Genomic DNA, 20,887 nt, shown 5'->3' on the forward strand with positions numbered 1-20,887 from the left:
CAGCTCGACTGGGCTGGATATCAGGTGTCCACCAAAAGGGGGTCAGGTCCCATCGATGCCATGCTTGCTGCCATCCACGAACAGACCGTATCCATTGCCGGCGCAGAATACGCCGAACTTGGCGTAGCAATGTCCGCCACAGATGCACTAACCAAACTCGAGCATCGTAAAGAAATCGAAGCGCAGGTACTCAAGCTGATTCAGGACATTCCGCAGACCGAGATTCTTTTATCCATGCCTGGTATCGGCCCGCGTAGCGCAGCGCAGATCCTCATGACTGTTGGCGATATGTCCGACTTCCCCGATGCAGCGCACCTAGCATCCTATGCAGGGCTATCACCGCGGACGAATCAGTCAGGAACGTCTATCATGTCGAATTCGCCTAACCGGGCTGGCAACAAAAAATTAAAGAACGCCCTATGGCAATCGTCTTTTGCATCGATCAGATTCCACGAGCGTTCCCGGCAATTCTATGAACGAAAACGCAAAGAAGGCAAAAGACACAACGCCGCAGTCGTCGCACTCGCACGCCGGCGCCTCAACGTTCTCTTCGCCATGATGCGAAACGGCGAGCTCTACCGAGACATCTCCACAGTCCAGGAGGCCGCAGCAGCCTAGAACCAACAGACCCTCACCTCAAGCCGATTGCACAGCAAGCCCAATCGGCTCCTCACCGTGCCCGAAAACAACATCCACAAGGAAAAGCAGAAACCCTTCACCCCCCCAACAAACTCACCCACGGAATTGACAAACTATATAGGAACACCTCCCTGGGCGATGGTGCAGGCGCGGAGAGCGCCGCTGTTGCCGATGCCGCGCCCAACACCGCGACGGTAGTAGAGTACCCGCTGCCGGTGCAGGAGTTTGCGGTGACCCGCTACGATTTGCCCGCCGGCACCACGGTTTCCACGCAGCTTCCCGGACCGGCCATCGCCCTGGCTACTTCTGGTGTGGTCACGGTAAACGACCTGGAGCTAGCCCCGGGCGAGGCCGCCTGGTTGCCGGTAACCGGCGGCGACACTACCCGCCTTAGCGCGGCCGCGGGTAAAGATTCGCAGCTCTTTATCGCGGCGGCGCGCCCTGCGCGGCAAGTAGCGCTACCGCGCCGCTGGGGACGCCGCCGCGCGACAAGTAGCACTGTCGCGCTAACCGGCGCTATTTACGACATGGTGGGGCGGCGGAACGCAGCTGCGGCGGCTAGCAGCACTACGGTGAGTGCTACCATCCAGGCCACGAAAGCCCAGACTGCGGTGCCGGGCTGGCCGGTGGCAAGGATTTCGGCGCTTGGCGTGCCGTCGATGGCGGCGCCGGCGCGGGCGGCGAAGGTAAGCGGATTCCACCGGGCGATGGGTTGAACCACACCAGCGAATTGCTCCACGGGCACGAGGCCGCCGTTAAGTGCCATGGCCGCCATGATGATGGGGGCCGGGCCAATGGCGGCCTCCGGGGTGGCGCATATCGCGCCCACCATGGCCGATAGCGAGGCGGCCACCACCGCGCCGAAGATGATGACTAACAGCACCCAGCCAAACCCGGCCAGCGTGTGAATACGCAGGCCAGAAGCCACGGAAGCCAGCAGCACCGCGCAGCCGGAGATAAGGCTGCGTAAGGAATCGAAACACCAGCGGCCGAAGATCTCCGGGCTGGTGCCGTAGCGCGTGGTCGCGATGCGGGTGGTGATACCGCGTTGGCGTTCCTTAATTATCTGCGCGGCGGCGGAGGTGCCATTCATCAGTTCGCTGGAAAGGATGAGCGCGATGGTAAGCGGTAACGCGTCGAGCGTGGCAGAGCCTTGCGAGGCCGCCATGAGGTCGCCAAACAGCCACCGCATGACCAGGAACATCAAAACGGGACCAGCCACGGTATTGGTAATTACCGCGCTATCGCGGCGGGCGGCGCGCAGGTGCCTTCCAAAATGCGTGGCGACAGTGGACAGCCAGGTGGTGTCGTGCGACACGGTGGCGGTGGTGTGGTTAGTCATGTTTCCTCCCCTGGAAAGCGGTGATAAAGCCCCATACGCCAACGACGGTCATGGCGATGAGCCAGCACAGTGCTTCGACTCCGCGCGCCCCCAGGGCAGCGCCACCTAGTAGGTTGCGGGCGGTGTCCAAGATGGGAGATAGCGGTACGTGCCGGATGATGGGGCCAATGCCGCCGGGCAGCGCATCCGCAGGCACGAATGCGGTGGAGAACATCACCATGACCAGCACGAGGTTTTGGAAGAGCAAGGACGCCGAGGTGGGCTTGGGGGCCAACAGGCAGGAGCCATCGATAAACGCGGAGAGGATGATGGTGAGGGCGGCGAAAAGGGCGATGGTAAGGATAATACGACCCGGTCCGGCAGCGTAGCGGGCACCGAGCAGGATCGTGGTGAGGACGACGATGCTGCACGACCACGCGGCGCGGGTGAGATCTGCCAGCAGCCGGCCGACGACCGTGGCCCAGGCGGGCGTCCCGGTGGCGCGGATGCGGTCGTGGATGCCGTTTTCGGCGTCACGCGTAATCGCCAAGGAGGAGCCCCCGGCGGCGAACACAATCGCCTGAATAACGCCGGCGGGCAGGAGGAAGGCGGCGTAATCGATGCCGAGTTCCGTCGAAGCCTTGGCGAAGGTGGCGTAAAAGATGACCATGAACAGGCTGGGTATTGCCACGGCGGAAACCATTACGGCCTTGTTGCGGACGGTGCGCAGGACATTGCGGTGCCACGAGGCAGCGACTGCTCCGAGCGCGTTCACTGGGAGCCTCCACCGGTGTGGGGAGCCTGCTGCGCGATGTCGCCGGACCCGGCGATAGCGAAGTAGACATCGTCCAAGGAGGGCGGAACCAAGGAGACGTCCGCGACCGAGGTGTCGTCGCCATCCCACAAGGCCAGCGCCCGGACTAGGGTGCGGTGGCCATCGGGCGCATCGACGCGCAATACGGTGTCCTCTTGGCGGCAGTCGATGCGGTGTTCTTGCAAGGTGTGGGTGAGGCGTGCGGCATCGTCCGGGCTAGACATCGTGATGAGGCACACCGTGGTGCCATAGCGGTCCTTGAGCTCGGCGGGGGTGCCTTCGTCGAGCACCTTGCCTCCGGCGAGCACGGCGACGCGGTCTGCGAGCTGGTCAGCTTCTTCCAGGTATTGGGTAGTAAGCAGGATCGAGGTGCCGTCGGCCGCCAGCCCGCGGACGGTATCCCACACGGAGCTGCGCGCGGCGGGGTCGAGGCCCGTGGTCGGCTCGTCGAGGAACAGCAGCGCGGGCGGGACAGTGAGGGAGGCGGCGATATCTAACCGCCGGCGCATGCCGCCCGAGTATGCCGAAACCAGGCGGTCGGCGGCGCCAACCAGATCGAAGCGCTCAAGAAGTTCCGCGGCGCGGGCCTTCGCATCGCTAGCTTTAAGCCCTGCCAGGCGGCCAAAGAAGATGAGGTTTTCCTTGCCGGTAAGCTCCTCATCCACTGCGGCGTATTGCCCGGTCAGCGCGATGGAAGCGCGCACCTTGGAAGGATCCGTGGCTAAGTTGTGGCCATCGATGATGGCGGTTCCGCCCGTGGCGGGCAGCAGCGTGGAAAGGACATTGACCAAGGTTGTCTTGCCGGCACCATTGGCGCCTAGGACGGCGAGGATGCCCCCGCGCGGAATGGCGAGGGTCACACCGCGCAGGATTTCCGTTCGCTTCTTGACTTTTCCCAGGCTACATCGCAGATCTTGGACATCAAGCACCAGGTCGCGGCCTTTTGCGTGGGCGCTGGTTGAGGGGACTGCGGTGGCGCTGGGGTCACCGCTAGCGGTTGCCGTGGTGGGGTTTTCTTTCATGATTCATCCCTGGATATACGTCAACGGTCTATTAGACGGCGCACCGATTCTCCTACCGCAGAAGGAAAACCGATTATTGCCCGCGAACGATGGATTGTGGTCCACGGAGCAAGCGCCTGGGGTAGTGCCAACTAATCCTTAGAAAATGATGTATGTCTAGCGGCACCGGGTCGTGCACAGCGCCCCGCAGGAGAGGTCTGCACAGGTCGGCTGATCGGCGGCGACGCTGCAGGTTGCTGCAAAGTTGAGCATACCATAATTAGGCATGGCATGCTTGACAATTAAGTCGAAGGCCTGTAAGCTACCAAGTGTGAGCTAAGAATCTGGGTATTCCGACTAGTCAGGGTCAAACCGCGTGGCTGACCGTAATTCGTATTGTGGCTCGCGCCTCTCAAGCACAAAGGAGTATCCATGGATTCTCGAGAGCAAATCGAAGATAAGATTCTCTGCGGTCAGCCCTTCCGCCCTATTGAGGACCCGGATCTCTATTACGAGATGATGGAGGCGGCGGAGAAGTGTCACGATCTCAACCAGCTTCGTCCACTTCAAACAGCGGAGAAGCAGGCAGTGATGGCAGACCTGCTTGGTGAACTGGGGGAGCGCTTAATGGTTTTCCTGCCATTTCATGTCCAATATGGCTCGAAAATCAAGGTCGGAGATGGCGTGACCTTCAATCGAGGAACTACGGTACTTGATATGGCCCCGGTGACATTTGGCAATGAGGTCATGGTTGGTCCATGGTGTTCCTTCTTTGCTGGCAATCACGCCTTAGACCCCGTAGAGCGGCAATACATGGTGTGTACCGGGGGTGCGATCACCATACAAGACCATGTGTGGCTTGGTGGCAATTGCACGGTAACTGCGGGTGTCACGATTGGGCATGGTGCAGTAATTGGTGCTGGCAGTGTTGTGACAAGAGATATTCCGCCCATGGTACTCGCAGCCGGTAATCCGTGCCGAGTCATTCGTGATATTGGCCCGGAAGATAAGCTCATGGGGGAGTCTTGGGTTCCTGAGTGGCCTAGTTGGATTACGGATTGAGACGGCTGTGAAAGTTCTCGCGGTCGTCCTGGGTTCTGAGGGTGATATGCTGCCATTTGCGCACCTTGGTGTCGCACTTCGAGATCGTGGCCACCAGTTTGTTTTGGCTGGGTTTAGCGAATTCGGCGGGAGTTTTCGTGCAAACGGGGTGGACTACATCGAGTTACCCGGTGATTACCGGGCGTTAATGAAGCGCCTTTTGGGCGATAGTAAAGGCATGATGGACACTGTCTTAGGTATCCGTGAGATGATATCTGACGCCCACGTTTTCGATGTGTTAGAGCATGCCATGGATGGCGTTGACGTGGTCATGTACACCCAATTCAGTGAAGTTGCTCGGTTGTTAGGGGCTGCACGCGGAGTCCCCAGCGTTCGGGTGCAGGTTTTCCCTACCGAACCCTGCCTCCGTTACAGCCTCGTGGATCCGCGAAAACTGGACGGCTCTGTCGGAGCTCTGGTCACCCACTGGATGTCCAATACTCTGATGGCTTGGGCGATGCGCCCAGTGATAGCGGCATGGCGCCGTAGGTTGGGGCTGCGTCAGCGAGCGCTCTCCTCTCCACCAACCACGATCTACCAATTCAGTCCCGCGTTGAGTCCGCCGGCGCCGGAATGGAAAAACCACATTCACGTCACTGGCGAGTGGCTTGACCCGCACCACAGTGAACTCGCCCTAGACCCAGCAGTCGAGGAGTTTGTGGCTGCCGGCTCGGCCCCGGTTCTGGCAAGCTTTGGGAGTATGGTCTCAGATCGCGTTTATGACCTTCAACGATGGACTCGAGACGCGTGCATCGAGCATGGTCTGCGGGCGATAATCGTCGATCCCGATCATGAGCCTGGTGTGAGAGAAGGAATCCTCACCGTCGCCCGGGTCCCGTTCGCGACTGTGCTTCCGTGGTGCCGTGCAGGCATCTGCCACGGCTCACTGGGCACCACCGGGGCGATCCTGCGCGCCGGCAAGCCGTGCCTTGCGGTTGCATTCGGTGGTGACCAACACTTCCATGCCAACGCAGTTTGTCGAAACGGTGCCGGGCCGAACTATATTGACGCCCAGCGAGGCGAACTGAGTGCCCAGTCCCTGGCCGCCGGAATTGCCGATTTGGTAAGTGGAGCATACGACTCCGCAGCCCGCAGGATGCCCGAGTTGCTTGCCACAGACCCGGGTACCGTCGCAGCAGTAGAAATCGTGCTTAATCAGTCCGACCTAGCGAAAGGCGAAAAATGACAGAAATCAGCTGCGAGGGAGTCTTTCCGTTTGTGGCCGGACATCGCACTGGAACCCTCTTGTTTTGCTTCCATCACGCAGGAGGCAGCGCTTCCGTCTATCGTGGATGGGTGGGGGTCAACCCAAGCATTGACGTGGTGCCGGTGGAGCTTCCCGGAAAGGCAACCCGTCGCCGAGAGAAATGGGTAAGCGACTTTGACAAGCTCGCCGATATGTGCGCAACCGAGATAGTAGATCTGGCGGCGGGCGCGCCGATTGCGTTGTACGGCCACTCCATGGGGGCAGCGCTGGCCTACCAGGTTGCTGCCTGCCTGCAGCAGATGCATCGGCCCACTATACCGGAAGCCGTGGTGGTGGCCGCACGGCAGGCGCCCGGAGAAACCGTGCCTGGGGAATACCACTCGTCAATGGGGTTCGGTGCGCTGCGCAGGGAGTTTGAGAAGGTAGGTGGCACACCACCTGAGATCCTTGCCAATGATGATGTGATGAAGCTGCTGCTCGCTGACATTCGTCGCGATTATGTGTTACACGAGGGCTTTCACCATGCAACCACGGTGCTTCGCTCTCCTGTGCTGGCATTGGCGGGGGATAGCGACCCAGCTGTCAGCCCAGAGATGCTTTCCCGGTGGGAAAATTTTACCAGCGGTAGTTTTGAACTGAAGGTCCTGCCGGGTGGGCATTTCTTCCCGCTCGATACTGGAACCGAGTTCCTCGACCTGCTTGCCGGTTTTCTAGCGGGAATTACTGGGAACACTGCCTGGTTAGCGCGGAACAATGCGTGATTGTGACTGTTGAGTAAAGAGGCCCCGATGACCGAACAAAAACCACCCATTACATTTAGGCAAATATCTCAACCTGCCCACCGGCAGATCACGGTGTCGCTGCTATTGGCGGTGCTGGCGGCGGTTTTGTCGCTGGTGCCGGTAATCGTGCTGGTTGAGCTGGTGCGCACCGTAATGCTGTCCTTCCAGGGAGAGCCGATAGATGCGTCAAAGCTGTGGCTGCTAGTCGCGGCGCTCATGGTGGCCACCGTCCTACATGGACAGGCAACCGTGAAGAGCCTCCAGGTAAGCCACCAGGCCGACGGCCTTTTGGGCGAGCACTTACGCCAGCAGCAGATTACCAAGCTGGGTAGGCTCCCGCTGTCTTGGTTTACGCGGACACCGTCGGGGACTGTGAAAACCTACATCGAAGACGACGTCACCAAGATCCACCAGCTCATCGCCCACGCGCCGCACGATTATTCGGCCGGTGTACTCGTACCGCTATTGAGCCTGGGATACATGTTCGTGGTGGACTGGCGGATAGGCCTGCTGGGCCTGGTACCACTGCTGTTGGCAGTGGCCACCATGCCGTTTATGATGCGCGAGTTTCAAGAAAAGGCGGAGAAATTTAAGTCCAGCCAGAAGCAGCTAGACGCCGCCGTCGTAGAGTTGGTGCGCGGCATCCCGGTTATCAAGGTGTTTGTTCCGGAAGGCTACGACGAGAGCATTTTCCTTAGTCGTTCCCGGAGTTTTGGTGGGTTCTATCGCGAGTGGTTGCACGCCACCGTACACCCCACCGCTTTGATGAAGATCTTCACCTCCACCGGGTTTGGCCTGCTGGTGGTAGCCGCGGCCAGCCCGTGGCTCATCACGTCTGCGGGCGTACCAGTGGCCGATGTGCTGGCAGCGTTTTTGATCATCAACAACATCGCCGCGCCTCTGCTTATGCTTTCGCGCACTAACATCATGTTTTCGGAGGCGAAGGCTGCCGCGGCGGATCTCACCGAGTTCTTCAACATCCCGGTATTGCCGCCCGCTGCTGGCGGCAGGGAGCCTGCAAACGCCGGAATTGAGTTGAAAGATTTAAGCTTCTCCTACGTGCCGGACACCCCGGTGCTTTCCGGCATTAACCAAAAACTTACCGCCGGCAGCATCACTGCGGTGGTGGGACCTTCCGGCTCGGGGAAGTCCACGTTAGCCGCGCTCATCCCCCGGCTATTAGACCCCACGGAGGGGTCGGTGCGCATTGGTGGCGTCCCTAGTACTGATCTCCGATCTGACCAGCTCTACCGTAGGGTAGGGTTCGTCTTCCAGGACCCTTACCTTATGCGGATGAGCGTGCGGGATAACATTCGCCTCGCTCACCCGGAGGCCACCGACGCAGACGTGGTTCGCGCCGCCCGCGCCGCCCAGATTCATGAGCGCATTACCCATCTGCCGCGCGGCTACGACTCGGTGGTGGGAGAGGACGCGCAGCTTTCCGGTGGCGAGCAGCAGCGGCTGGCTATTGCCCGGTCCATCTTGCTCGACGCGCCGATCCTCGTGTTGGATGAGGCCACCGCTTTTGCGGATCCGGACTCCGAGGCCGCGATCCAGCGGGCCATTACCGAGCTGGTGGCCGGGCGCACGCTAGTAGTTATCGCACACCGGCTCCACACGATCACCGGCGCTGACCGGATCCTCATGCTGGAAAACGGTGAGGTCACCGAAGCAGGCACTCACGAAGAGTTAGTGGCGGCAGGCAAGGGCTACGCCACGATGTGGGCACGCTACCAAACCGCGCAGGCGGGCATCCAAGGGGAGGAAAAATAATGATCCGCACGCTCTATTCACTGGGCAGTCCGGCTGATCGTCGCCGTCTGGTGCTGGTCCTTACGCTAATTGGGATTTCCGCGGTGGCGTTGGCCATTGGCCTTATCCTCATTGCACTGTTTTTGGACACGCTGTTTAGCGAAGATCCCGCGCAGGCCGCAGCATGGTTGCCCTGGATCATTATCTCCGTCCTCGTCTACGCCGCCGCAGACTGGCCCACTGAGGTTATTGCCCAGGACCTGGGGCATGATTACGTGCTGCGCATCCACCGGCTTATCGCCGATCGCACGGCACAGCTACCCCTGGGCTATTTTGAAGAAGATCGCGCCGGCCAGATCGGTGTTGTAGCCACCAGCGGTGCGCTGTTTGCCGCTAACGCGCCGGCAATGATGCTGCGGCCCATGCTGCACGGTGCTGCCTCGGCCGGTTTGGCTTGCGTGTTTCTCATCGCCGTGGACTGGCGGCTGGGGCTGGTTACCGTTGCAGTGGCTGCCGTGGTGTGGTTCGCCTATAACCGCCTAATGCGGCAGTACCGCGTGGCAGAGCGCCAGAAGGGCGAGCGCAACGAGCACGGCGCCGCGGAGGTGCTGGAGTTCGCCCAGGTGCAGCCGGTGCTGCGCATGGCTGGGCCGGATTCGCTGGGGGAGCGCGCCGTGCGCGCCTCGATTCGAGAGCAGCTTAGCGCCCAGCAGCACACCCAGAAGACAGGTGAGATGATCATGGGTCGTCTGGCTTTAATCATCATGGTCGGTACCGTGGTCATTGATGCCCTGGCCACCGTGCTACTTCTCAACCACTGGCTAGAAGCAGGCACCTACATTGGCGTCATTGTGTTGGTGTTCATCCTGGCTCGCGTTGCTATGTCGGGCATACCCTACGGCGAGGGCTTGGAATCCGCGCGCAATACCTTAGATGAGATCCAAAAGATCCTCGATGCGCGGGTGTTGCCGGAGCCTGCGGTTCCGGCGGCGCCACGCGACTATGGCATCGAGTTCGATGGGGTGGGCTTTGGCTACGAACCCAACACCCCAGTGGTCCGCGACGTGAGTTTCCGCGTGGCGCCCGGAACTACTACTGCGTTGGTGGGTCCCAGCGGCTGCGGCAAGAGCACCTTGCTAAAACTTGCGGCACGCTTCTATGACGTTGACCAGGGGACCATCCGTATCGGTGGTGTGGATATTCGCGATCTTGGCTCCCGGGCGGTGTTGGATTCGCTGGCTATGGTGTTCCAATACGTGTACCTCTTCGAGGACACACTGTATGAAAACATCCGCCTGGGCTGCCACAATGCAACGCGGGAGGAGGTGCTCCGCGCAGCGGAGTTGGCCGGTGTCACCGAGATTGCCCGGCAGCTGCCGCAGGGGTTTGACACCCTGATTAGCGAGGGCGGGCAGAATCTCTCCGGTGGTGAGCGTCAGCGTGTCTCCATCGCTCGTGCGCTACTGAAGGACGCGCGGATCGTGCTGCTTGATGAGGCGACTAGCTCTCTAGACGTGCAGAATGAGCACCTTGTGATGCGCGGTATGAAAACGCTTTCTGCCGAGCGCACCATCGTCGTCATTGCGCACCGGCTGCACACCATCCGCGACGCGGACCAGATTGTGATGATGAGTCCCTCCGGCACCGTGGAGTCTATCGGCAACCACGAGGAACTCATGGAGAGTTCCCCACGCTACCGCAGCTTCTGGGGTGAAAAGAGCGACGCCACCAGCTGGAAGCTGTAGGGACTAGCTGTCGCGGCCGCGTAGATACCGCACCGTGCGCGCCAGTGCGAGATCATCGCACGGTTCGCAGGCGGTAAGGCGGCCTTTTTCCACGCGCAGGAGAAGATCGCAGCACCGCGCCACCAGCTCCATGTCATGGGTTACTACCAAAACGGTCTTGCCCTGCCGGGCTAGGGCGTCTAGCAGGTGGGCCACCCGGTGCATGCGGCACAGGTCCAGCCCGCTGGTGGGTTCATCGAAGACGATTACCTCGCGCTCACTTAGGACTGCTGAGGCGATGGCCACGCGCTGGCGTTCGCCGCCCGAAAGCGACATCGGGTGCCGGGCCCGCTTGTCCGCGAGATCAAGTGCACCAAGCACCTCGGTAAGGCGCGCTTCGTTTTTCCCATCCGGTCCACTGGTGCCGATGATTACGTCGGACTCCACGCTCTCCCCGAAAAGCTGGTGGTTTACGTCCTGCATTACTAAATAGGACTGGCGCAGGCGCTGCCGGGGACCCGAGAGCGAGCGGTTATTGATGTCCACCACGCCGGTGGCCTTAGATTCCAGGCCAGTCAGAACGCGCACAAAGGTAGATTTTCCGGCCCCGTTGCGTCCTACCACGCCGATGACTTGTCCTTGCGGCAACTCCGTGTGGCTGATGCTCAGGGATGGCTCTGTAGCCTTGGGGTAGGTGAACTGTAGCTTTTTGAGCACCATCGTGCCACTTGAAGGGCGTGGCTCGCGGGTCACCTCGGGGACCTGCTGCGCTGAGCGCAAGCCCATGCGGTACAGTTCGGCCTTGTCTAGGGTGCGAAACTCCGAGCCGCTGAGATCATGAGCGATCTGCCCGTCCTGCATAACCAGCACTCGGTCCACGATGTCAACTAGGTAGGAAAGCCGATGCTCAGCGATCAGGACGGTGCGGCCCTGTGTCTTCCACTGCGCGACGATGCGGCGCAGCTCATCGACGGCGGCGAGGTCGAGATTTGATGATGGTTCGTCTAGTAGTAGTACCTGTGGGTGCATCGCGGCCACTGAAGCGCATGCTATTTTTTGTTTCTGGCCGCCGGAAAGTGTGAACAGGTGCCGGTCGAGGAGATGAACCATGCCGAAATCTGCGGAAAGTTCCCCAATACGCTGTCGAATCTCGTTGGGCGCCACGCCGAGGTTTTCGCAGCCAAAGGCGAGTTCGCTGGCTACTTCCAGCGTGAAAAATTGCGACTTGGGGTTTTGGAACACTGAGCCTACGCGTTCGGCGATGTCGTGTGGGTGGGCATGAGTGATGTCTTCGTCGTCCAGCAGCACCTCCCCCGAAATCTGGGCGTCGCAGAACGTGTGCGCCACGCCGTTTATCAGGCGTAGCAGGCTGGACTTACCGCAGCCTGATTCGCCACACACTAGAACTAGTTCGCCCTTCGCCACGGTGAGATTTACGTGGTGCAGCACCGGCTCCGCTGTGTTTTGACCATAGGATAGTGACACATCGTGCAGCTTTATCACGGCAGCATCACTATATTTACCAGTAGTAGGATCAGGGACACGACGAGCACGCTTATGACTATTGCGTCGCCTACGCGGAAGCCTATCTCGCACAGCGTGGTTCGTCGGCGAGGCGAGCCCAATCCGCGGGTCACTGCAGACATAGCCAGCTCGTTGCCGATGCTCACAACGGACGCCAACAGTGGCACAAAGCGGTATTCGAGCATAGCGATCGGGTTGCGCAGGCCCGAGATGCCACGCATCTGCATGGCGGTGCGGATATCGCGGTATTCCTCGAGAATCGTCGGGAAGAACCGGAACATGATGGACGTGGGGATGGTCAGGGCGTCGGGGCTCCGCATGCGCTGCATCGCGGCCATGAATTCGCTGGCCGAGACGGTGCGTAGTAGGTACCAGCAGCACGTGATGCCAGGGAGGATGAGCGAAAGCCCTGCGAACCACGTAGCGCACACGTCCACGATGATGTGGCGCTCGGGCAGGGCCTGTACCACCACCGCAGGAAAGCCAGCGAGCACCGCGAAGGTGAGTGCGTATCGCAGTGCAGCGGCCACCATGCCGGAGGCGAGGAAAAGTGCCCCGGGAACGGCAATGAGCATCCACCGGGCGGTGCTGCCCAGCGCCCCACTGGACCCGGCCGGTGAGATGAGCACCGAGGACACCACGAGGATGACCAGCACCGTGGTGCGTGGGTCCAGATGGAGTCCCGCTGTGTGCGTGCCTGATCCGGGCAAAGTGGGCGACATCAGGCGATTCCTGCTCGCTGGAAGTGCTTGGTGAAGATGCGCCGGCCGAGGATCCCGCCGAGGATCCCGCAGACGAAGGTTACTATCACAATGATGAGGAATAGCCAAGTCATCTGGCCAATAGAGGTGAGGCCATCCGCGAAACTAGCACCATATTTGGTCTGCATGCCGCTGCTCTCTATGTAGCGCCGAGTGGTGAAGAAAAGCGGAATATATGATGCGGTGGGTGACACTGCTATAAAGGCATAGGCGATCACACTGTGTATTGCGCTCGTATACTTGCCGGCGCGCAAAATTAACTCGGCAAACACGGCCATGACCAAGCTGAGCAGCAGTGGCCATATGCCTAAACCAAGCAGCAGGCTGGCGAGGCCGCTGAGAAGAAGGAATATGAAGACCATGCCGGGCTTGTGCACCTTGGCCAAGAACAGCATCATCGGGATGCCCAGGATGAGGGCCTGAACGCTGGTGATCATCACGTAGGTGATGGGGGTGATGCCGATGAAGGCGATGACCACGCCGGCTACCAAGTTGATGACGAAGAAGATGCCGATGTTCATCAGGTCGGTGATGTTCAGCCGTCCTGCTTTTGCATCTTTCGGGGTGGTGTGGGGAGTACTGGGCATGATGTTTCCTTTCAGATTAGGCTGCTTGTGCGTAGCACTGGGTTGGGGGCAAGTGGCTTGTCAGGTGAGTGAAACAGGTGTGGCATGAACTCTAAATTTCGCCTTCTTCTACGTCGCTGCCGACGATGTTGGCGATCAGGTCGGACAATTCTCGGACCGTTGGATGGTTGAATACGTCACGTATGGAGATCTCTACTGACATTTCTCGACGAATCGAGTTAGTAAGCCGCACGGCCGTGAGCGAGTCGGCACCGATGGTGAAGAAGTCATCGTCGATGCTGATCTCCTTGGGCCCGAGGAGTTCTTGCAAGATGGTAACGATACCCGAATCTCGGTGATTACGAGAGCGTTCCCTTGTTTGTGGTTGTTCAAAGGTTTTTCCTTCTAAACTCTTGCGATCAATCTTGCCGTTCCAAGACCGTGGTAGCCCATCAATGCGTGATATCACGCGTGGACGCATATAGGCAGGGAGAGACTCGGCGAGGTGGTTATTGAGTGCTGCCATGTTAAAGCCCTCATGCGTAACAACGTAGAGAACAATGCCATGGTCGTTGACAGCGACGCAATCGCGGAGTTCGTTGAATTTTCGTGCTGTTGACTCGATCTCACCGAGTTCGATGCGGTAGCCGTTGACCTTAACCTGACCGTCCTCGCGCCCCAGGAAGATGATGTGACCAAGGTGATTGTAGAGGGCCTTGTCGCCCGTGCGGTACATTCGTTCGCCGGTGCGGGGGTGGGTGATGAATGATGCTGCGGTCTTCTCTGGGTCCTTCCAGTACCCCATGGCCAGGCCACGTCCGGCAATGTAAAGGTCTCCCGGCACATGCGTGGGTCGGGGGTTCAGGGCCTCATCGAGGATGTACATTCGCTGATTTGCCAGCGGCGTTCCATAGGGAATGCTGGTACGCGAGGCATCATCGACGCCTACCTCGTACCAGTTTGACCATATCGATGCCTCGGTAGCACCCCCAGCAGCGAAAACTGTGCAGTCCCGGAAGAGGGTGCTGACCTGGTAAGCGATATTTACAGGTATCCAATCTCCGCTGAGTAGTGCCGACCGTACGGAGGAACCAATGAGGCTCCGTTCGCGGAGGTGTTCCACGTACATCGAAAAAAGTGCTGGCACAGAGTTCCACAGCGTCACCGAGTGCGTAGTTACGGCATCTGCCCAGCACTGCGGATCACGTTTGTCTGCTGGAGATGGCAACACCAAGGTAGCACCCCGCGCGAACATCCCGAAGATGTCGTATACCGATAGATCGAAGTTTAGCTCTGAAATCCCCAATATCCGGTCGGTCGGAGTCACCCCGAGGCGTTCGTTGACATCGACAATCGTATTGACCGCCGACTCGTGGGTGATGGCTACTCCTTTGGGAGTGCCCGTCGTACCAGACGTGTAGATGACGTACGCAAGCGAGCTGGGTGTCGGACTCGATTCGCTTAAGGCCTGGTCACCTGGCCGATGCCGGGCGACATCGGCCAGAGTGATGACTGTGCAGTGCTCGGCTAACGCAGCGAAATCATCGTCCGGATGGTCCATCGCAACAATGGATGCACCCGCATCGTTGATGATGGAAGTGTTACGCCCCACCGGTTGGTCCACGCTCAGCGGCAAGTAGGCGCATCCGGCCTTCATTGCGCCTAGTACCGCTGCGATCTGTTGTGCGGACTTTTCCATCATGATGCCAACGAGATCACCAGGCGCCGGGTCAGTTGCAGCAATAAGCTGGGCCCACTTATCCGACTGCTCATTGAGTTGCTCGTATGTCCATTGCGTGGTGGCGTCTATCACCGCGAGGTTGTCACCATGCTCGGCAAGTCCCTTCTGATACAGCCCCAGTAGGCTCTTATCCGCTCCGGGGAGTTCCCGGTCTGTGTCGTTGATTCGATCTGCGGTGGGCGCGTTGGTCGTCGGAGCTATGGTACTGGTGGGCGCGTTCCAGAGTTCAGGGGACTCTGCGAGGTGCGAGAGAGTGGCTGTAAGGCTGGTGAAAAGCTCCGCCACCATGTCGTCGGGGAAGATCGCCTCGACCGCGTCCATATTCAGCATCAGGCCACCATCGTGTTCATAGACCTGGAGGTCCATCCATACCTGTGGCGTCTGCGATAGGCCATGATCGATTACGCCCAGGTAAGGACTCTGATCTGACTCGGGGTGCTCCACGACGCCCAGGCCACACGTGAAGACCACCGGCATGGTTACCCGAGCACCGCGTTGCTTAGTAAGCATTCGCTGCACCGACACGCCGGAGACACTGCCGTGATCGAGATTGCTGAACATGCGCCTGTGTAGCGCTGCAGCGCGGTCCCGGAACGATGGTGCACACTGGGTATCCACGCTGAGAATAGATAGGCTGGTGAAGTCGCCAACTATGTGGTCAACCTCGGGGGCGAACCGAGTGCGGTCGAACCGGGTCAGGTTGATGCTAAGTCGCGGCTCATCGCTGTACCTCGCTAGGACTTCGGCGTATACCTCGGCTAGGAATACGGCTTCGGTCATCCCCTCCTCACGTACCCGTTGCTTAATCCGGCGCCACTTCGCAGCGTCCACCAGGGCGTGGTGGCGGCAAAACTGCGAGGTATTAGCGCCGTTTGTGTCGGTCACCGGCAACTGCGGTGCAGGATAAATAGTATCCACTGCCGATTCCCAATAGGCTTGGTCACGCTTATGGATGTCGCTGTGTGACAGTTCAATCGTGGCTTCGACATAGTCTTTAAATGAATAGGGGATTGCCGGATCGAGACTGTCTACGCCGTGGTCGTAGGCCTGCTTCCACTCACGGAAAATGTGGAACATGCTCCAGCCGTCGATAAACAAGTTATCGAAACTTAAAAGCAGTCGACCCGCGTCGGGCTCGGCTACGTAGCGCACGTCAAAGCATGGCCACTGAGTGGGATCAAACTTCTGGCGGGACATTTCCTCTCGGATTTCATCGAGAGTATCCTCATTGTCGGCGTTGCCGGAGCGAATGAGGGCAATGCGGTAGCGTGGTACTTCGGGCAACACACGCTGACTCAATCCGTCCTCACACACGACGGTGCGCAGCATGGGATGGCGTTTAATCAGGGCATTGAACGCGTCTTCCACTCGCTCCGGGTCTAGGCAGGCAGTGGACATTTCAAAGTAACAGTGGCTGGAAACGTCGCCGAGTTCGATGGCTCCAGAGCTGCCGATGAGATAGGACTGCTGCACCTCAGTCAGCGGGAACGGAGCGTACTGTTCAGACCCGTGAACAATCTTGGGAAGATCCGATTGCTGGTGGGGGACTTCGGCTATCTGGTCAATTCGGGCGGCCATGTCGCGCAGCAACGGAACGTCAAAGATATTCTCTAACGGAAATTCCACGCCAAAACACTGTTCGATGGTACGGCGCAGGCGTGTTGCTGTGAGAGAGTCACCACCCAAGCGAAAGTAGTCTGAGTTCACGTTGGAGCTGGTGTGCAGCAGCTCATCCCAGATATCGATGAGCCGTTTCTCGGTGGCGGTGTGCGGAAGTTCGGTGACAGCGGGCTCGTTGTCGAAGTATTCCGGCACTAATGCTGTGAGCGCTTTGCGGTCAATCTTGCCGTTGCTGGTGAGTGGAAACTTCGCTAGCTCCAGGATGCGTTTCGGTAGCATGTACTCCGGAAGGCGGGTGGCCAGTAGGTTTGTAGCCTTGGCATAGTCAGAATCGCATAGTGTGACCGATTCGTTGGAACTAGCGCGTTCGGCGATGATAAGCGCCGTCGTTTTAGTGATCTCTACATGCTCTACAGGTTTCCACCCAGTGCGCTGCAGGATTTCTTTCCAGCTGCGGGCGCTGAGTAGTACTGTACCGGTTTCGGCCCGAGCGTCCGTGGTATTGTTGGCAATAAATGCGGCGGTGATATCGGACATCGGGGAGGGGGCAGTGGGCTCTACCACCACCATCGTTGCTCCAGGGGCGCTGAGGCCCCAGGCCTCACAGAGCGTTTTCTCGATGTCCTCGCTCTGGTGCAGCGTCTGGTTGCACAGCACCAAGTCCGCCTTCGTCACTGCCTCCCCAGGAGTCGGTTGGGGCGTGCTAGTGACTCCGAGCTGGCGGTACGTGAAGGTGTTACCAACACGTTGTCCGGCATGTTCGAGGTGATGACGATAGGGATCAGCGAGCACGTATGCGCTCGTCCCCGCGATAGCCGCGTAGTCCGCAGAGGCCTCGGGCCGGCGTGACCCGATCTCAAGAATCTTGAGCTCGCTGGTTGAGTGGGTACTGCATTCACGCACAACCGCGCCGAGGACCCGGTGAACCAACCGACCCAACGGACGGGTTGCGAGGAATTGCTCCACCGACATCGAATCTGGGCTTTGGATGAACTCAGCGATACTGCGCTGCTTCTCCGCCATTACGAAGGCTTGCTCGAAGGGGGTGACAAAACGCTCTAACGCGCCGAACGACTCGTCGTCTAGAAGCAAGTCTGCGGTAGCCGGGTGTTCATCTGCTTTGCCTAGCCATGTCTGCCAGCGATTACGGTGTTCGCGGAGGTGGTTTGGGGTCCCCACGCCGGTGAGTTGCTCCTCCCAGCGTCGCATCACTGAGAAGGCATATGCGGTCTGTAAATGCTCATCGTGCTCGACGGACGTGCGGATGTCGCCCTCGGTCAGCACGTCGTTGACTTTGGCGCGCAATGACGTCGCAAACTGCTCCGGAGTAGTTCGGGCAACATGTGACGGTGTGAACTGAGCAAACGTAACCAAAGATGGTGACGATGATGCACCTTGGTGCGTGATACACACGGCACGCTCTATTGGCAGCAACGCTTCACACGCGGACTCGATCTCGCCGAGTTCGATGCGGTGGCCACGAACTTTGACTTGGTTATCCGAGCGGCCTAAAAACTCGATCGTCCCATCGGCCCAGAACCGGCCCATATCGCCTGTGCGGTACCAACGTGAGTCCTCCGAGATTACGAACTTAGTTTCGGTGAGTCCGGGGTCGCCGACATATTGTGTAGCTACGCCCAGGCCGCCAATCCACAGCTCCCCCACAGAATAATCGGGACAGTCCTGGCCATTGCTGGACACCACCCGGTACATCTGTTTGGCAAGCGGCCGACCATAGGGAATTGAGGTCCACTCGGGTGACACTACATCGAGGTCGAGACCATTGGACCAGATAGATGCCTCCGTCGCACCGCCCATAGCTAATAGGTGTGCCTGCGGGGTAACCGTGCGCATGCGCTCAGGCAGGCTGGTATCAATCCAGTCGCCAGATAGCAGAACATGGCGTATGCTGCTGAGCTTGCCCGGTGTCCGATCAGCCGCAGATAAAAGCATCTCAAACAAAGTAGGCACCGAATTCCAGATAGTTATGCCTAAACTATCCACCAGCGATACCCACTTCTTGGCGTCGCGGCGCGCATCATCTGGGATGGTTACCAGTTCGCCGCCAGCAGAAAGGAGCCCGAAGGCGTCGTACACCGAGAGATCGAAATCAAAGGAAGATACGCTTAGTAGGCGGTCTGTCGGACCAACGCCCAGGCGACGGTTGATCTCGCTAATGGTGTTCCATGCAGCACCGTGGCAAATCTCGACTCCTTTTGGTGTTCCAGTGGTCCCAGAGGTGTAGATTACATAGGCTGGGTCTTGTGGATGCAGCTGCGGAAGATTGGCTGTGCCGGTAGCGCTCGTGAAATCTACTACCTGAACTGCAGTTTCGCTCAGAACCTTATCGGGTCGGTCAGTAATCAGATGCGTTACTTGGCTTGCCCCCAAGAGAGCGGCAATACGAGATTCCGGTTGCTGTAGACTCACCGGTACATATGCTCCGCCCGCCATCATCGCGGCTAGCGCACCAATAATCTGGCGAGGACCACGCTCCACCATCACTGCAATCAAAGCGCCTCGCCCAACCCCGGAATTCACCAAAGCAGAGGCGATGGTGGTGGCTTGCTCTTCCAAATCTTGGTAGGTAATAACGTCGCCGCTTGCACTGCGAATGGCCGTGGCCTGGGGGTGGCACCGTGCAGCGGCAATCACCTCATCGACAAGGGTGGTGTCAGGCAGCCGCCAAGAGGCAACTTCGGCACGTGACGCTCGACGGGCCTGCGCTCCTGGGCTCTCTACCGGGTCTGAATGCGAGAGATCGTCGGTGATTGCCTTGTCAATCTCCATCACTAGGGTGGCGAAGAGATCGTCCAGCATCTTCTCGGGGAACAACTGTTCAACTGCGTCGCAGACGATTAGGAAGCCGTTGACGGTGGTGAAGACTTGGAGGTCAATCCACACCTGGGGGGTCTGGGAGATCATGTAGCTAATCTCTCCGAAGGTATCTATAAACTCTTGGCCAACCAGTGGGTCTCCCAGGTTGCAGGAGAACACCACGGGAGCCAAAACTTGCTCACCTCTGGAAGCACGTAGGTCTCGCAGCACCCGCACCGCCGAATACTGTGAATGTGACGAATCCTCATAGAAAGAGGCCTGTATATCCTTGAGGTCCTCGCTGAAAGTGCGGCGTGTGGACTGATCGATACTGGTGAGTGTCAGGGCGGTAAAGTCTGCGACGACATTCTTTATCGCTGTGTCTGAACCGCGGTTGAACAGAGGTACGGCCATGAGGAATTTTTTATTCTCGCTCCATTGGCCGATGGTGCGGGCGTAGGCGGTCAGCAACACCATTGCTGGGGTAGTAGCGTGGTGTTCACACACCTCACGCAAGCGCGACCAAGTTGCCGAATCGAATGATCGACTGCGGCGTACAAACCGGTGTGCTTGTTCCTTGTTGGTGCCGTGGCTCATCGGCAAGGTTGGGGCACCCGGCAACTCGGAGAGGCGATTGCGCCAGTATGCCTGGTCACGGTCGATATCGGCGACGCCTTCGCGAGCGTGTCCAGCGAGGTAGCGAGCGAAACTCCACGACGGGTCGGCGTCGGGGGCTTCACCGGTGGCGTAATGGTGGGCGAGGTCGTGCAAGATAATTTGGAAACTCTGCACATCGCACACAAGCAGGTCGATATCGAAGTGAATAACTGCTACATCCTGAGGGAGGAGGCTGACTTCTAAAGATACCACATGGCCGGTAGCTATGTCCAACAGTCGGTGCGAAAGGCGTTCGCGCGTGGATAGCAGAGCTTCTTCGCGCGTGGACTCGTCCATCTTGGTGAGGTCATGAACGAGGATGGTGGGGTGGGGCGGCTCTGGCAGCACATATTGCTTGCCATCTTCGGTGTAGCAGGCGCGCAACATCGGGTGGGAACGTAGCAGCGTCAGCCAGCTTTGTTGCAATCGGTCGATATTGATACTGCGGGATTCGACCTCTACGTAGCCGTGGGTGCCCACCCCGCCCAGTTGCTGCGAGGAATTGCGGCCAATCCAATAGGCGTATTGGACATCTGTGAGGTCAAAGGGTACGGAATCGTCGATGGGAGCGGCAAACCCATCTTTGGGGGACTCAATGGCGTCAGTGCTGTGGTTTGGTGTGGATTCTACAAGCATCTTCGCCCACTGCCTTACCGTTGGGGCGCGCATGAAATCTCCAAAGGAGACGCGGTGTCCCTGTTTCATCCAATCAGCGAGCAGACGGACTGTTGGAAGTGACTCCAGGCCGTGGGAGAGCAGGTTGTCGTCGATGCCGATTTCGGCATCTTCGCCGAGGATCTGGTGGAGCGAGGCGAGGAGTTCTTCGCGAATTTGTTCCTCTTTGATCATGGTCTTGTCCT

13 protein-coding genes are annotated in these 20,887 nt (G+C 59.0%); 6 read left to right on the forward strand and 7 right to left on the reverse strand.

Annotation, left to right across the window (positions count from 1 at the left end; all coding sequences use genetic code 11):
* On the forward strand, positions 1 to 618 hold a 618-nt coding region (locus tag HMPREF3158_RS04075; RefSeq protein ID WP_141740990.1), incomplete at its 5' end, for a transposase.
* 541 nt (positions 619 to 1,159) lie between these two features.
* Here HMPREF3158_RS04075 and HMPREF3158_RS04080 read toward each other — a convergent pair.
* The 3 genes from HMPREF3158_RS04080 to HMPREF3158_RS04090 are packed head-to-tail and all read right to left on the reverse strand — an operon-like array spanning position 1,160 to position 3,796.
* Positions 1,160 to 1,981: an ABC transporter permease gene (locus HMPREF3158_RS04080; RefSeq protein ID WP_070497409.1), complete on the reverse strand. Its 822-nt coding sequence runs from the start codon at positions 1,979 to 1,981 to the stop codon at positions 1,160 to 1,162.
* A complete protein-coding gene (locus HMPREF3158_RS04085) occupies positions 1,974 to 2,735 on the reverse strand; it encodes an ABC transporter permease (protein ID WP_014303357.1) in 762 nt (253 codons plus the stop codon). Before HMPREF3158_RS04085 ends, HMPREF3158_RS04080 begins: the two co-directional genes overlap by 8 nt.
* Positions 2,732 to 3,796: an ATP-binding cassette domain-containing protein gene (locus tag HMPREF3158_RS04090; RefSeq protein ID WP_014303358.1), complete on the reverse strand. Its 1,065-nt coding sequence runs from the start codon at positions 3,794 to 3,796 to the stop codon at positions 2,732 to 2,734. Before HMPREF3158_RS04090 ends, HMPREF3158_RS04085 begins: the two co-directional genes overlap by 4 nt.
* A 411-nt stretch (positions 3,797 to 4,207) precedes the next feature.
* Between HMPREF3158_RS04090 and HMPREF3158_RS04095 the strand changes: the two genes are divergently transcribed.
* The 5 genes from HMPREF3158_RS04095 (at position 4,208) to HMPREF3158_RS04115 (ending at position 10,362) form a co-directional block, all read left to right on the forward strand.
* On the forward strand, positions 4,208 to 4,837 hold the full coding sequence (locus HMPREF3158_RS04095) for a sugar O-acetyltransferase (RefSeq protein ID WP_014303359.1): 630 nt from the start codon (positions 4,208 to 4,210) through the stop codon (positions 4,835 to 4,837).
* Between the two features lie 7 nt (positions 4,838 to 4,844).
* Complete coding sequence (locus tag HMPREF3158_RS04100) at positions 4,845 to 6,062, forward strand: glycosyltransferase (protein ID WP_023018094.1); 1,218 nt, start codon at positions 4,845 to 4,847, stop codon at positions 6,060 to 6,062.
* Positions 6,059 to 6,844 (forward strand): thioesterase II family protein, encoded by a 786-nt coding sequence (locus tag HMPREF3158_RS04105; RefSeq protein ID WP_023018093.1) that lies wholly within the window; start codon positions 6,059 to 6,061, stop codon positions 6,842 to 6,844. Before HMPREF3158_RS04100 ends, HMPREF3158_RS04105 begins: the two co-directional genes overlap by 4 nt.
* 93 nt (positions 6,845 to 6,937) lie before the next feature.
* Entirely contained in the window at positions 6,938 to 8,638 is a 1,701-nt protein-coding gene (locus tag HMPREF3158_RS04110; protein ID WP_246816174.1) for an ABC transporter ATP-binding protein, read from the forward strand.
* Positions 8,638 to 10,362 carry an ABC transporter ATP-binding protein gene (locus tag HMPREF3158_RS04115; RefSeq protein ID WP_014303363.1) on the forward strand — a complete coding sequence of 575 codons (1,725 nt, stop codon included), beginning with the start codon at positions 8,638 to 8,640 and terminating at the stop codon, positions 10,360 to 10,362. The genes HMPREF3158_RS04110 and HMPREF3158_RS04115 overlap by 1 nt, the downstream gene beginning before the upstream one ends.
* Positions 10,363 to 10,365: 3 nt before the next feature.
* Here HMPREF3158_RS04115 and HMPREF3158_RS04120 read toward each other — a convergent pair whose 3' ends face one another.
* The 4 genes from HMPREF3158_RS04120 to HMPREF3158_RS04135 all read right to left on the reverse strand — a co-directional run bounded on the left by HMPREF3158_RS04120 (position 10,366) and on the right by HMPREF3158_RS04135 (position 20,876).
* Positions 10,366 to 11,826 (reverse strand): ABC transporter ATP-binding protein, encoded by a 1,461-nt coding sequence (locus tag HMPREF3158_RS04120; RefSeq protein WP_227917020.1) that lies wholly within the window; start codon positions 11,824 to 11,826, stop codon positions 10,366 to 10,368.
* A gap of 14 nt (positions 11,827 to 11,840) precedes the next feature.
* A complete protein-coding gene (locus tag HMPREF3158_RS04125) occupies positions 11,841 to 12,587 on the reverse strand; it encodes an energy-coupling factor transporter transmembrane component T (protein WP_014303365.1) in 747 nt (248 codons plus the stop codon).
* Entirely contained in the window at positions 12,587 to 13,213 is a 627-nt protein-coding gene (locus HMPREF3158_RS04130) for an MptD family putative ECF transporter S component (RefSeq protein ID WP_014307391.1), read from the reverse strand. Before HMPREF3158_RS04130 ends, HMPREF3158_RS04125 begins: the two co-directional genes overlap by 1 nt.
* Before the next feature lie 91 nt (positions 13,214 to 13,304).
* The gene (locus HMPREF3158_RS04135; RefSeq protein ID WP_070497411.1) at positions 13,305 to 20,876 is read right to left on the reverse strand and encodes a non-ribosomal peptide synthetase; all 7,572 of its coding nucleotides are present in this window, start codon (positions 20,874 to 20,876) and stop codon (positions 13,305 to 13,307) included.
* Positions 20,877 to 20,887: the final 11 nt, after the last annotated feature.

Source organism: Corynebacterium sp. HMSC06G04, assembly GCF_001807365.1.
Classification (GTDB): domain Bacteria; phylum Actinomycetota; class Actinomycetes; order Mycobacteriales; family Mycobacteriaceae; genus Corynebacterium; species Corynebacterium simulans.